Source organism: Actinomyces sp. 594, assembly GCF_019325145.1.
Lineage (GTDB): Bacteria > Actinomycetota > Actinomycetes > Actinomycetales > Actinomycetaceae > Actinomyces.
This window is the reverse complement of sequence record NZ_PIZC01000048.1, coordinates 63,764-77,426: the sequence shown is the minus strand read 5'-3', so window position 1 is coordinate 77,426 and position 13,663 is coordinate 63,764. Positions and strand designations below refer to the sequence as shown.

13 protein-coding genes are annotated in these 13,663 nt (G+C 69.1%); 4 read left to right on the top strand and 9 right to left on the bottom strand.

Annotation, left to right across the window (positions count from 1 at the left end):
• Nucleotides 1-118: 118 nt before the first annotated feature.
• The gene (locus tag GZ998_RS08135) at nucleotides 119-1,090 is read right to left on the bottom strand and encodes a Bax inhibitor-1/YccA family protein (protein ID WP_219109556.1); all 972 of its coding nucleotides are present in this window, start codon (nucleotides 1,088-1,090) and stop codon (nucleotides 119-121) included.
• A 323-nt stretch (nucleotides 1,091-1,413) separates the two neighbouring features.
• Between GZ998_RS08135 and GZ998_RS08130 the strand changes: the two genes are divergently transcribed.
• The 4 genes from GZ998_RS08130 (at nucleotide 1,414) to GZ998_RS08115 (ending at nucleotide 5,835) form a co-directional block, all read left to right on the top strand.
• Nucleotides 1,414-2,352, top strand: coding sequence for an ABC transporter ATP-binding protein (locus GZ998_RS08130; RefSeq protein ID WP_219109555.1), 939 nt, complete (start codon nucleotides 1,414-1,416; stop codon nucleotides 2,350-2,352).
• An 81-nt stretch (nucleotides 2,353-2,433) separates the two neighbouring features.
• A complete protein-coding gene (locus GZ998_RS08125; protein ID WP_219109554.1) occupies nucleotides 2,434-3,411 on the top strand; it encodes an ABC transporter permease subunit in 978 nt (325 codons plus the stop codon).
• Nucleotides 3,412-3,556: 145 nt separating this feature from the next.
• Nucleotides 3,557-5,101 (top strand): sensor histidine kinase, encoded by a 1,545-nt coding sequence (locus GZ998_RS08120; protein ID WP_219109553.1) that lies wholly within the window; start codon nucleotides 3,557-3,559, stop codon nucleotides 5,099-5,101.
• Nucleotides 5,098-5,835, top strand: a complete 738-nt coding sequence (locus GZ998_RS08115; RefSeq protein ID WP_374939186.1) for a response regulator — start codon at nucleotides 5,098-5,100, stop codon at nucleotides 5,833-5,835. Before GZ998_RS08120 ends, GZ998_RS08115 begins: the two co-directional genes overlap by 4 nt.
• 56 nt (nucleotides 5,836-5,891) lie before the next feature.
• Here GZ998_RS08115 and pth read toward each other — a convergent pair whose 3' ends face one another.
• From pth to GZ998_RS08075, 8 genes are all read right to left on the bottom strand, one after another.
• Nucleotides 5,892-6,488, bottom strand: coding sequence for an aminoacyl-tRNA hydrolase (gene pth / locus GZ998_RS08110; RefSeq protein ID WP_162678729.1), 597 nt, complete (start codon nucleotides 6,486-6,488; stop codon nucleotides 5,892-5,894).
• Nucleotides 6,489-6,510: 22 nt separating this feature from the next.
• A complete protein-coding gene (locus GZ998_RS08105) occupies nucleotides 6,511-7,119 on the bottom strand; it encodes a 50S ribosomal protein L25/general stress protein Ctc (RefSeq protein WP_219109551.1) in 609 nt (202 codons plus the stop codon).
• Between the two features lie 283 nt (nucleotides 7,120-7,402).
• Nucleotides 7,403-8,356, bottom strand: a complete 954-nt coding sequence (locus GZ998_RS08100) for a type I 3-dehydroquinate dehydratase (protein ID WP_219109550.1) — start codon at nucleotides 8,354-8,356, stop codon at nucleotides 7,403-7,405.
• 47 nt (nucleotides 8,357-8,403) lie between these two features.
• Nucleotides 8,404-9,435 (bottom strand): exopolyphosphatase, encoded by a 1,032-nt coding sequence (locus tag GZ998_RS08095; protein ID WP_219109549.1) that lies wholly within the window; start codon nucleotides 9,433-9,435, stop codon nucleotides 8,404-8,406.
• A gap of 60 nt (nucleotides 9,436-9,495) precedes the next feature.
• Nucleotides 9,496-9,987 carry a DUF501 domain-containing protein gene (locus tag GZ998_RS08090; protein WP_161923596.1) on the bottom strand — a complete coding sequence of 164 codons (492 nt, stop codon included), beginning with the start codon at nucleotides 9,985-9,987 and terminating at the stop codon, nucleotides 9,496-9,498.
• A complete protein-coding gene (locus GZ998_RS08085; RefSeq protein ID WP_238994199.1) occupies nucleotides 9,984-10,718 on the bottom strand; it encodes a septum formation initiator family protein in 735 nt (244 codons plus the stop codon). Before GZ998_RS08085 ends, GZ998_RS08090 begins: the two co-directional genes overlap by 4 nt.
• A 784-nt stretch (nucleotides 10,719-11,502) precedes the next feature.
• Nucleotides 11,503-12,789 (bottom strand): phosphopyruvate hydratase, encoded by a 1,287-nt coding sequence (gene eno, locus GZ998_RS08080; protein WP_219109548.1) that lies wholly within the window; start codon nucleotides 12,787-12,789, stop codon nucleotides 11,503-11,505.
• 218 nt (nucleotides 12,790-13,007) lie between these two features.
• Nucleotides 13,008-13,565, bottom strand: coding sequence for a hypothetical protein (locus GZ998_RS08075; protein WP_219109547.1), 558 nt, complete (start codon nucleotides 13,563-13,565; stop codon nucleotides 13,008-13,010).
• Nucleotides 13,566-13,663: the final 98 nt, after the last annotated feature.

Sequence of the window (13,663 nt, the reverse complement as noted above, 5' to 3'; positions counted from 1 at the left end):
CGCCGGGAGCGGGCACCGCCGCGTACAAGACGCGGCGGTGCCCGCGGAACCGGAAACCGGACCGCGGGCACCGCCGACGCCGCTGTTGGCGTCCAGTGTCAGATTCGCGAGCGCACCGTCAGTTGTCGCGCAAAATGGCGAGGATGCGCACGAACTCAACGTACAGCCACACCAGGGTGACAACCAGGCCGAAGGCTCCGGCCCAGGCGTACCGCGTCGGCAGGCCCTGCTCGACACCGCGCTGAACGAATTCAAAGTCCATGGTCAGGCTGAAGGCCGCCATGACCACCGCGACCAGTCCGATGATCAGCCCCAGTGGCAGGCCCATGATCGTGACGCCGCGCAGACCCCACGGATCGGACACCACGCCGGTGAGACTGAGCACCAGGTTCACCACGCTGAAGATCAGGTAACCGCCCATGGCGGTCAGCAGAATACGCTGCGCCCGCGAGCTCAGGCGGAAGCCCGCGAACTTGTATGCCAGCAGGACTACGCCGAAGGTCGTCGCCGAGGCGAGCACCGCCTGCATCACAATGCCCGGGTAGATCATCTCCATTACGCCTGAGAAGGCCCCCAGCATGGTGCCCTCGAATACGGCGTAAGTCAGGATCAGCGCGGGGCTGGGCTCGCGCTTGAAGGAGTTGACCAGGCCCAGGACCAGGGCTCCGATCGCCCCAACGATCAGCGCCAGCATGCCCAGTCCCATGGTGGCCTCGTTGACCGCCAGCATCCAGCTGACGGCACCGGCGGCGAGAATCACCGCGAAGATGCCGAAGGTACGGACGATGACGTCGTCATAGGTCATGCGGCCGCGGTCCACGTTGGTGGCCGACGGCGCACCGTACTGGGCCTCCAGGTCAGAGACCTGCTGCGGGGAAACGCCGCCGTAAGCGGGCGCCTGGCCGTACTGGCCGCCGGCCTGGTAGCCGTAGGCGGGTGCCTGGCCGTAGGCCTGGGTGGCCTGCGTGCCAGCCTGACCGGGCTGATATCCCGGCATGGTTGGGTAGCCGTTGGGGGTGCGCTGCGGGGCCGACGCCGTAGCGGCACTCCCGTTGAAAACGGGGCTGTGAGAGAAGTACGGGTTACTCATCGCCAGTATTGTCCCCGATCTTCCTGAAGATGTCCTGTGTGTTCTGCGGCCGCATCCCCGGCACCGCTGCCGCCCGCACGGGTCCGACGGCGGCGCTGCTGCAGAGCCGGGGATGCACGTCACCCGGCGTGCGCTCAGGCCGACTCATCCTCCAGGAGGACCGCGGCTCCTCCGCCAAGCCCACTGTCGCGACTCCCAGATTCCCCAACCGGGCCGATAAACGGCGTGCGCGACATTTCTAGCCTGGAGCTGTTCGGGCGCCGACCGGTATCCCACCGGTACAGCCGCCGCGCAACCGAGAATCCCGGAAAGAGTTGATCCTGTTGATCGAAGCTGTCGATCTCACCAAGCGCTACGGCTCCAAGACCGCCGTCGACCACATTTCCTTCACCGTTGAGCCAGGCACCGTAACCGGCTTCCTGGGCCCCAACGGGGCGGGCAAGTCCACCACCATGCGCCTGATCCTGGGGCTGGACAAGCCCACCGAGGGGTCGGTGAAGGTGAACGGCCACGCCTACCAGGAGCTGTCCGCCCCGCTGCGCCAGGTCGGCGCGCTCCTGGATGCCAAGGGCATGCATGGTTCCCGCTCTGCCCGCGCCCACCTGACTCAGCTCGCCGTCTCCAACGGCATCCCCACCCGCCGCGTGGACGAGGTGCTGGAACTGACCGGGCTGACCCCGGTGGCCAAGAAACGGGTCAAGGGCTTCAGCCTGGGTATGGGCCAGCGCCTAGGCATTGCCGCGGCCCTCCTGGGCGACCCGCAGGTGCTGATCTTTGACGAGCCTGTCAACGGCCTGGACCCCGAGGGCGTGAAATGGGTGCGTGACACCTGCCGCCACCTCGCTGGGCAGGGCCGCACCGTATTCATCTCCTCCCACCTGATGAGCGAGATGGCCCAGACCGCCGATCACCTGCTGGTCATCGGCCGGGGCCGCATCCTCAGCTCCGGGCCCGTCGGCGAGGTAATCGCCTCCGCAACCAGTGACGTCGTCCGGGTGGCCTCACCGCAGGCCACCGACCTGGCGGCCGCGCTGAACACCGTCGGCATCGATACCTCCACCCCCGAGCCGGGAGTGCTGACCACCACGATGGCCCCCGCGACCCGCATCGGCGAGATAGCCGCGGCCCACGGCATCGTGCTGCACGAGCTGGCCACCCAGCGCGCCTCCCTGGAGGACGCCTACCTGGAGCTGACCGGCAACGACGTCGAATACACCACCGGATCAGAGCAGGCGCCCGCCCCGGCCAGCGCCCGCGCCTGAAGACGACTCCGCCGCCCGTACGCGGGCACGGCAGTCCCTTCCGAGCATCCCGCAAGCCTTCTGATACACGAAAGCAGCCTCATGACCACCACCGCCCTATCCGACACCACCGACACAACTGGATCCGCCGCATCCACAGGCCCCGCCGACTCACGCGCCGTCGCGGACTCCGCCGTCGCATCAGGCGGCCGGAAGCGGCCCAGCACGCAGGACGCTCGCACCGAGGCAGGCCCGCCCCAGCGCTCCGCATCCACCCGTCCCGCCGAGCTCGCCGACGGACAGACCTTCGCGCGCGCGGTACACGCCGAGTGGATCAAGGTCGCCTCCCTGCGCTCAACCTGGATCACCTCGCTGATCGCAGTCGCCATCACGGTGCTGTTCAGCACAGCCATCTCCATTGCCTACGCCTCCATCCCGGAGGCTGCGGACTCCGCCGCCGACGCGGTGATCGCCGGCAACCAGTTCGGCCAGATCGTTGTAGCCGTGCTGGGGGCGCTCATCATCACCGGCGAGTACTCCTCCGGGCAGATCCGCTCCTCGCTCGCAGCCGTACCCCACCGCTGGCGGCTGCTGCTGGCCAAGGCCATCGTGGTGGGCGCGCTGAGCTTCGCCATCGGTGCAGTGTCCACGCTGCTGACCTGGGCGGTGTCCACGCCCTTCATGGACGGGCACGGAGGCTCACTGACCGACCCGGAGTACCTCGGATTCGTGTGGGGCACCGGGCTGTCCTTCGCCGGGATTGCGCTTATGTCCCTGGGGCTGGGCTTCCTGCTGCGCTCAACCGCCGGCGCGATCACCCTGGCGATCACGCTACTGTTCGTCGTCGACATCCCGCTCTCGGCGATGAGCATCAAGTGGGACTGGGCCGTCTCCTTGCAGGGCCTCGAGCCGTTGCAGACCGCCATGGCGGTCTACGATCCCTTCCACCACATCGTGAGCTGGGGCACGGCAGGCTCCATCTACTTCCTCCAGCAGTGGCAGGCGGCGCTGGTGTTCGGCGCCTGGGCGCTCGTTCCGCTCGCACTCGGCTGGGTGGTCTTCACCCGTCGCGACGCCTGAGCGCGCCCCGAGGGGTGGTGGTGAAGCCCAGTTTTCCCGGGCGGCGCCACCACCTCTCGGCAGCTAGTCCGCCTACGCACCGCTTTACCGATACATCACCGGCACGGGGCACAATTAGCCCGTCGAGCAGAGGGGAGCCTATGTGATGAGTACGCCGTCTACCGCAGCTCACCTGCTGCGCTGGCAGACCGCTCATCCCTACCTGGCCGACGCCGCCATGGCCACGGTGGTGCTGGTACTGAACGTCTTCATGGGCCTGTGGCCTTTGCGCCAGGCCGGCATCCCCTCCGCGAGCTCCTGGCTGCCACTCACCCTGGCGGCATGCCTGATCTGCACCCTCTCCCTGGTCTTCCGTCGGCGCCACCTGGTGTCCACCTGGGCGGTGCTGACCTTCCTGCCGATCCTGCACGAAGCTGTGATAGCGCTCGGCCTCGCCGATATGGGAATCGTCGAGATCGGCTACGTAGCCGACGCCCTGCGGGCCTTCACCCTGCTGGGCGTGCCGTTCACCCTGGCCACGCTCGCCATGCGCTACCGCTCGGCCTGGGTGTGGACCGCCTGCGTGGTCTCCACCTTCGTCACCGTGATCGGCCAGGCGCTGCTCGGCGGATACGCGATCGACACGCTCGGGGCGCTGATCATGCCCTACGGGCTGACCAATATCATCGGCGTGCTCGTGGGCACCGTGATCCGCGCCCAGGCGGCCCAGTTGCGGGAGGCAGAGACGCGCTCGGCGCGCCTGATGCTGGCCCGCGAGCAGGAGGCTGCGCTCGCCGCCGCCAACGAGCGCAGCAGGATCGCCCGCGAGATGCACGACGTAGTCGCCCACTCCCTGGCCGTGATGATCACCCTCGCCGACGGCGCTGCCGCCGCCGTCGACCGCAACCCCGCCATGGCCAAGGAAGCACTCACCACCCTGGCCGAGACCGGCCGCACCGCCCTGGCTGACACGCGCCGGCTCGTGGGCGTTCTACGCGAGGACCCGGCCCTCTCCCCCACCTCGCCGGATACGACGTCGTCCCCGGGTAACGGCGCGAGCCTGCCCGCGCCTGTTGACGCCGACGCCACGGCACAACACCCGCACGGCGCCGTCACCGCCGCCGCCGCGAGCGCAACCATCCGTGACCTCCCGGTTCCAGAATTCGCCCCGCCCGGAACCGTCGCCCCGGTAGAACCCAGCCAGGAGATCGCAGACCTACGCCGGCAGGCGACCGCGGCTGACGCGGATGTGTCCGGCGGGAACACGCCACTCGCTCCCGCACCCGAGCAGGCCGACCTGGAGGTGCTGGTGGAGCGCTTCCGTGCCGCCGGGGTGCCCGTGACCTATCGGTGGACCGGGCGGCAGCTTCCCGCGGACAAGGGCCTGCAGCTGACCCTGTTCCGCATCGCCCAGGAAGCGCTGACCAATGTGCTGCGCTACGCCCCCACTACGCGCCAGGTCGCCATCACCGTTGACAGGTACGCGGGCACGGCCGTCCTGACCATAGACAACGACGCCGCCCCCGGATCGAAGCCGCTGCACGGGTCCGGCAAGGGCCTGATCGGCATGCGGGAACGTGCAGCCGTCTATGGTGGCACTGTGCAGGCCGGGCCGACCGCGACCGGGTGGCGCGTGCGCGCCATACTGCACTGGGACGAGGACTGGGACGACTACGACGAAGGGACAGCGCCGTGGCAGATGCCGCAGTGAGTGACGCATCCGATCCGACCGGGGCCGACGCCCCGGATCCGCTTGAGGCCACCAGCACTCCCGGCCGCACCCGGCCGATCACGGTGGTGCTGGCCGATGACCAGGCGCTGATGCGTATGGGCTTCCGCATGGTGCTGGATCCGGCCGAGGACATTGAGATCGTCGGGGAGGCCTCCGACGGAGCCACCGCCGTAACGCAGGCGCGCGCCCTGAAGCCCGACGTGATCCTCATGGATGTGCGGATGCCGGGAATGAACGGGATCGACGCCACGGCCGCGATCACCCGGCAGTGCCCGGACACGAAGATCCTCATCCTGACCACCTTCGACCTGGACGAGTACGCCTTCGCCGGCCTGCGCGCCGGGGCGAGTGGATTCCTGCTCAAGGACACCCGCCCGGGCGAGCTGGCGGAGGCGATCCGCACTGTTGCCGACGGCGAGGCGGTAGTCAGCCCGCGCATCACCCGCCGCATGCTGGAAATGTTCTCCTCGCACTTCCCTGACAGCGGCGGTTCCCAGTCGCAGGAGGATGAGCGCATCGCCTCGCTCACCCCGCGCGAGCGCGAGATCCTGACCCTGATGGCACAGGGCCTGAGCAACTCGGAAATCGCCGACCACCTGGTCGTATCCGCCACCACCGTGAAGACGCACGTAGGCAATGTGCTGACCAAACTGAACGTGCGCGACCGCGTGCAGGCCGTCGTCGTCGCCTACGAGACCGGCCTCATGCGCTGATGCGCCCAACCCACCGCCGAGATCGGTCGATATGGCGCGGTGCGGCGCCGGTCGGCTCAGGCGGAGTGCAGCCGCTGCTGCGCGGCAGTGAAGCCGTCCGTAACCACTTGCTCGACGGCGTCGGCCGCCTGCTCCAAGGTGACGGCCAGCTCCGCCTGCTCCCGCGTGGGGAAGTCACTTAGCACGAAGTCGGCCGGGTCCTGTCGGCCCGGGGGGCGCCCCACCCCTATGCGCAGGCGCGCGTAGTCACGCGTACCGAGCGCCGTCGAGATGGAGCGCAGGCCGTTGTGTCCGCCCTCCCCGCCCCCGCGCTTGAGGCGCAGCGCGTGTGCGGGCAGGTCGAGGTCGTCGTGGATGACCAGCAGCCGGGTGGCGGGATCGACGTCGTAGAAGCGCGCGAGCGCCTTGACCGGCCCCCCGGACTCGTTCATGTAACCGGTGGTCCGCGCCAGGATTACGCGCGGCCCCGGAGCGCCGCCGGGCAGGAAGCCCAGACGCACCTCGGCAACCTGCGTGCGAGTCTTGTGGCTGGATAGGCGGGACCCGGCACGCCCAGCCAGAACGTCAAGCACCATGTGGCCGACGTTGTGGCGGTTACGGGCGTACCGGGCCCCGGTGTTCCCCAGCCCGATCACGAGCCAAGGGGCGTTCATGGATACTCCGCGTGCGACGGTGTCACTCGGCGCCGTCGGAGGCCTCACCAGCGGCCTCATCGGTGGCGGGCTCGGCGGATGCGGCAGTGGCCTCGGCGGCAACATTGACGACGTCGGCGTCGGCGTCAGTGATCGCTTCAACGCCCTCGGGCAGGGCCAGGTCGGCCACGTGCACAGCGGTGCCGGCCTCAATGCCCGTGATGTCGACGTCGATGGTCTCCGGGATGGCGATGGCCGGAGCGGACACGAGCACGTGGGCGAGCTCGATCATGTGGATGGTGCCGGGGGCGGACTCACCGGTGACGACGACGGGCACCTCCACCTCAACCTTCTCGTTGCGGTTGACCAGGAGGAAGTCGACGTGCTGCACGCCCGGACGAATGGGGTGGCGCTGCACGTCCTTGGCGATGGCCAGCAGGGTCTCCCCTTCGACGTTCAGCTCAACCAGAGCGTTCTCGTTGCCGCGCAGGGCCAGGCGGGTGGCGTGCTCCTCCAGCAGCAGGTGGCGGGGGTCGGTGCCGTGGCCGTAGACGACGGCGGGGACCTGGCCGGCGCGGCGGGCCCGGCGGGAGGAGCCCTTGCCGAACTCGGTGCGGTCGGTGGCGTCAAGCGAGATGGCGTTGGCGGACATGCATTCTCCTCGGTATCGGCGGGGAGCGCGCCCCGCAGTTCGGTGGTCCGGCGGGCACGACGACGTGCAGCACCTTCCGGCACCACCACGTCGATCACGGATGCGTTGGCCGCATCCCTCGCCGGGGCAATGCCGCCACTCTACGCGATGACAGCACCGTCCGACGACGTCGCCGACGGTGACCCGCCCCACTGCCGATCGCCAACCGCCCATGCCCGTCAGATCTACCGAACTCGGCACGTAACGTCTACCGACCTCGGTGAATGGACGGGGCTTGGCGGCGTCAGGGGTGGAGCGCGGCCAGGGCCGAACGCACCTGAGCCACAGGCAGCTGGCCCGGTGCGGACGCCGCCGACCCGGCGGTTGCGAAGGTCAGCGCCGATCCGAATACTCCGCCGGCCAACCGCGTCACAGCGCCACTGGCCCCCATAGCAATGACCACCACCGGGATCTCCAGCTCCTCCCGAGCACGCGCCGCCACGCCCAGCGCTCGCTCCACATCGGACCTCCCCCGCGGAGTGACAGCGATCTTGGCGACGGCGGCACCCGCACTCTGCATGGCGTGCAGACGCCGTAGCAGCTCTGCCTCGTCAGGGGTGGCAGTGAAATCGTGGCTGGAGGCGACCACGTCCAGTCCGGCGCCACGCGCCAGCTGCACGATCCGCGGCAGGTCGCCGCGGGCCAATTCGACGTCCACCGCCGCGACCACGGCCGCGGCGCAAGCGCCGGATGCATCATCGGCTCCAACGGCGTCCCGACAGTTGGCCGCGGCAGGGCGCTCCCGCCCCAGCCGCTCGATGACGCGGGCGAGCGCGTCCCGGTAAACGGCGTCGTTGGCGTCCAGCCCGCCGCCCTCGGAGGCGGTGCGCACGGTCAGCAGAACCGGCATGTCTAAGCCGCGCAGCGCCTGCGCGACTGCTGCGGCGCCGCGCAGCCACAGGGCCGCCAATGCCTCTGGCAGCTCCGGCTCATTCCCCGCCGTATCGGACACAGGCGCCGCCAGCAGGTCGGCGCGCAACTCGACCAGGTCCGCTCCCGCCTGGTGGGCCGCCCGGGCCTGCGCGGCGCAGGCCTCTGGGTCGCTCCCCGTGGTGGCGACGGCTACCGCGGGGCGGGCACCACCCAGAACCGCGCCCCGCCAGGTGACCGGTCGGGCGCAGGCCGCCGACCCCGGCACCGCTACACCGCGCGCCTCCAGGCGGGAGCTCAGATTCTGCGCATACCGGCGCAGATCCACCGGACCTCCCGCCGCCGCGGCTTCGCTCCCGCGCCCGCCGCCCATGTTCATGCCGCATCACCGGCGGGTGCGAGCGAGACGGCGATGCCGTCCAGGATGTCCGACAGGCTGGTGACGGTCATGGTCAGCGGATGCCCGGCGGCCGTGGTGTCAGCCACCACCCGCGCGACCACCTCGCTCCATACCAGCGCCCCGGCGGCGATGACGTCACGGCGCCCCGGCAGCAGGTACCCCCAGGACTCCCGCTGCGCAGCGGTGGAGTGGACGATTGCGTCACATGCGGCCAGTACCCGCTCAACACTCAACTCGGCGCCGTCAATGGCCTCGCGGTCGAAGGACTCCAGGCCAAGGGCGTGCGCGGTGACGGTGGTGATGGTGCCGGCGAGGCCCACCAGCCGGGCTGCGGCGCCCAGGTCGACGGCGTCGGCGGCCCGGTCCAGCAGCGCCCGTACCTCCGCACGGGCCGCCGCCTCCGCGGCGGGAGTGACGCCGTCGGCCAGGTGCCGCTCGGTTATGCGAACCGACCCGGTGTTCATCGAATAGGCGGACTGTGGGGCGGCAACCCCCAGCACCAGCTCGGTGGACCCGCCGCCCAGGTCGACGACGAGCCTGGGGCTGCTCAGGGCGCCGCCCCCAGCCGCTTCCCCGTCCTCGTCCCCGGCCACCGCTCCTCCCCCCGTTCCCAGCAGGGAGCCGGCAAAGGACAGGCGGGCCTCCTCCTGACCGGTGACGACCTCGGGGAGGATGCCGAGGGCGTCATGCACGCCTGCCACGAACTCGTCCCGGTTCTCGGCGTCGCGGGTGGCGGAGGTGGCGACGAAACGGGCGTGGGCGGCGTCCAGGGGTACCTGCAGCGCGGTGCAGGTGTCGGCGTACTCGCGCACCACCGCGAGTGTGCGCTCCAGGGCCTCGGCATCGAAGCGCCCGGTGCGGTCCACCCCCTGCCCCAGCCGGACGATGGAGCTGGACCGGTGCAGGGGCCGGAGCCGGACGGCGCCGTCGGGCCCGTCCCGAACGATGTCAGCTACGAGCAGGCGAATGGTGTTGGTGCCACAGTCAACGGCGGCTACGCGGGTCATGGTTGGTTCCCCTCTGGATGGCGGCTACACCGGCGACTCTATGGTGACTGCCGAAGGCGTTCAGCACGAGCACTGGGCGGGATCCCACAGGCCGCGCTCGCGCAGCACATCCAGGGTGAGGTCGCCGATCGGGTTGATGCCGCGGCCAACGGCAAGCGCATGCCCGACCAGCGCGTGCAAGCACTTGACCCGCGTGGGCATGCCTCCGGCCGAAATACCGTCGATCTCCGCAGGACTGCCCAGTTCGGCCCGGCGGGCCAGGTAGTCGGCATGAGCTGCGGCATAGGCGGCGGCCAGCTCCGGATCAGCAGCCAGGCGCCGGTTGTAGTCCTCCATCAGGTGCTCCGCCTCAAGGGTGGAACAGCCTCGTACCGCCGTCGGATGCGTGAGGTAGTAGGTGGTTGGGAAGGGCGAGCCGTCCGGCAGGCGCGGAGCCGTGCGCACTACCGTGGGGCGTCCACACGCACAGCGAGCCGCGATCTCGACGACGCCGCGCGGTATGCGTCCCAGCTGCACGCGCAGGGTCTCCAGGTCGGCTTCACTGACACTCACTGCTGGTCTCCTGGTTCTGCGGACGGGGTGGCATTGTCAGAGGACGTGGCAGTCGCATCCGGGGTTGGAGCGGAAGGCGGGGTCGGGGTGGCAGTAGACCATCCCTGCCGGGCCGGGTCCGCGGGCTCCTCCTCCTCAACCTGCCCGGCCACGCGGGCCGATTCTCGCAACTCCTGATACCAGGGCAGACGCGCCTCGGCAGCGCTCTTGGAAGTGGCGGCGTCGGCGTCATCACCAAAGCTATCCGCGCCGACGACTACGTAGGTAGTCTCCCCCGGCATCACGTAGGACAGACGCTCGCGGGCCTGAGCCTTGACATAGTCATCATCCTCCCAACGGGCCATCTCCTCCTCCAGAGCGGTTGAGGTAGCACGCGCCTCATCGATCTGCTCCAACACGGCATCATACTGAGCGCGCTGGGTGAGGTATCCGCGCAATGACGGGAATACGACCACGAAAGCCAACAGCACCACACCGGCCAGGATCAGCAGACGCATCGGCGTGGACAGCCCGTCGGCGCCGCCCAGGCGGGGGCCGGCGTATGCGGCGGCCCGCTGGGAGTCGCTCGTGCGGGCCCGCTCGGAATCGGCCCCGACGGCGTGTCCCGCTTCGCGGGCCGCGGCGGAATCCGCCTGGTCCCGGCTGGTGGCCGAGCGGGCATCGCGAGCCTGTCCGGGGCGGGATGTCCTGCGGGCACCTGGGCGTGCAGGTACGGGTCGGCGCGGCGTCATGCGACCGATACTGCCTCACGGACAGGCCCGTTGCGAGGGTGCGAAGCCGGTGCGTCGGATACGACGCGTCACGAACCGTCCCCCACCGCCGAGGTCGGTAGACGTTACGTGCACAGGTCGGTAGACGTTACGTCCCGAGATGGTGGTGTCTGGTGCGCCGGTTGGACGTTAACAACGCTACTTAACGGCCTGCTGTATACCTCCCAGCCCTTCAGCAGACCGTTAACAGGCGTTGTTAACCCCGAAGTGGCGTAGCAGGCGGCGATGTGGCGTAGCAGACGACCCCGCTGCCGGGCACCGCGACGGAGGCTGCCACCGCCCCGCAACGCTGAATCGCCCCGAACACGGCCACCCGCCTCCACTCGGGCCCAACTCTGCGGCGCTCTCAGACGGTCCAAGTACACAACCGCGGCCCAGCTAACAATGCCTACGGCTGGCACCCCGCCACACGCCAACCCACACCGCAACATTTACGGTGACACCCCCAAAGAAACGCACTCCCGGACACGCGCTAGTAGCTGCACGACGGCGTCGCCAGGAATACGACGAAATGCGCAGTCCCGGGGTACACACACGATCAACGCGTGCATACCCCGGGACGAAACCGGAAACCGTCAGCTTCGGCTCAGACAGGCATTGTGCGCCGTGCCCGCCCCAAGCCTCCGCTACCGCTTCGGCTCAGACAGGCATTGTGCGCCGTGCCCGCCCCGAGCCTCCGCTACCGCTTCGGCTCAGACAGGCATTGTGCGCCGTGCCCGCCCCGAGCCTCCGCTACCGCTTCGGCTCAGGCCTTGAAACGCGGGAAGGCGCTGGCGCCGGCGTAGACAGCGTCCTCGCCGAGGGCCTCCTCGATGCGCAGCAGCTGGTTGTACTTGTTGATGCGCTCGCCACGGGCCGGAGCACCGGTCTTGATCTGGCCGGAGTTGGTGGCAACCGCCAGGTCGGCGATCGTGACGTCCTCGGTCTCGCCGGAGCGGTGCGAGGTCATCGTCTTGTAGCCGGCGCGGTGCGCCATCTCCACGGCCTCCAGCGTCTCGGTCAGAGAACCGATCTGGTTGACCTTGACCAGCAGGGCGTTGGCCGCGCCGAGCTCGATACCCTTGGCCAGACGCTCCGGGTTGGTGACAAAGAAGTCGTCACCAACCAGCTGGACGCGGTCGCCGATCTTCTCCGTCAGCGCCTTCCAGTCGTCCCACTCGTCCTCGGACAGCGGGTCCTCAATGGAGACGATCGGGAAATCGGTGATGAGCTTCTCGTAGTAGTCAACCATGTAGGCGTTGTCGCGGGCCTCGCCCTCGAACTGGTAGGTCTTGGTCTCGGCGTCGAAGAACTCCGTGGAGGCAACGTCCATGGCCAGGGCCACATCCTTGCCGGGCGTGTAGCCGGCCTTCTCGATCGCCTCAACGATCAGCTCCAGGGCCTCACGGTTGGAGTCGAGGTTAGGAGCGAAACCGCCCTCGTCACCCAGACCGGTGGACAGCCCGCGTCCCTTCACAACGGCCTTGAGCGAGTGGTAGACCTCAGCGCCCATGCGCAGCGCCTCACGGAAGGTGGGGGCACCGATCGGGGCGATCATGAACTCCTGGATGTCCACGTTGGAGTCCGCGTGAGAACCACCGTTCATGATGTTCATCATGGGGACAGGCAGGGTGTGGGCGTTGGGGCCACCGATGTACTGGTACAGGTCCAGGCCGGCGGAGTCGGCGGAGGCGGCCGCAGCAGCGAGGGACACGCCGAGGATGGCGTTTGCGCCGAGCTTGCCCTTGTTGGGAGTTCCGTCCAGCTCGATCATGAGGCGGTCGAGACCGCGCTGGTCGGCGGCGTCGTAGCCGATGATCTCCGGGGCGATGGTGTCGTTGACGTTGGCGACCGCCTTCTCGACGCCCTTGCCGAGGTAACGGCCCTTGTCGCCGTCGCGGAGCTCGACGGCCTCGAATGCGCCAGTGGAGGCGCCGGAGGGGACGGCGGCGCGGGCGGAAGAGCCGTCCTCCAGGAGGATCTCGACCTCGAGGGTCGGGTTGCCGCGGGAGTCTAGGATCTCGCGCGCGTGAACGTTCTCGATGAGGGCCACTTGATGCTCCTTGCTGAAGTTGTGTTGCCTGGGGACAGGCACATGCGAGGCCAGCCTAGCGGCCCGCGCCGTTCACCACGAGTGCATTGCCCCGGTCAATTCGAAACTTGTTCACGCCGGGCGAGACAGGGCCGGGTGACCACGGTGTCCCCCAGTCCTCCTCGACGTCGCCCCACCATCCCGGACAGCCGGGGCCTCACCCTGCCTCGGCATCAGCCTCAGCCCAGCTGCAGCTGGGTGTCATCCTGCAGCAGCCAGCCTCCATCACCCTGATAGCGCGGCGCGGCCTCGACGCTGATGCCGTTCCACAGCTCCTGATACCGGGCGCCGACAGCCTCCTGGTCCTCCAGCGTGTTGATCAGCAAAGCGAGTTTCTGGTAGCGGAAGGCCCCGACTGCGGCCGGCGAGTAGTCGACGTCGGCCGCTACCTGCTGCAGCTCCTCCAGCGCCTCAGCATCCGTCACCGCGACCCCGAACTCGGCTCCGAGCTGCTCGATCACCGGCAGATCGATAAGCGCGTTAGCCACATAGACCGCGCTGTACCCCTGATCGCCTGCAACGGCGGAGTACTCACCGAGTTCCTCGGCGGCGTCCTGCACCTCCTGCTCGGAGATCGCGACCGTGCGCGAGACGCCGTCGGCGTCGGTGTAGTTAACGATCGCTACCTGCCCCGGGTGGGCGGAACAGCCGGCGAGGGCGCCGACGCCGAGCAGCAGAGCGGCGCCGGCTCCGAGTAGGCGGGTGGGCAGGGCGGGGCGGGCGGCGTATCGGGTCACGGTCTGCTCCTTGCTAGGTCGACGTCGGTGAGGAGTCCCGGCGCAACGGGCGGGCTCCGAAGCGGTGGTGAGTACCGTCACCGGTCCCGGACGCTGCA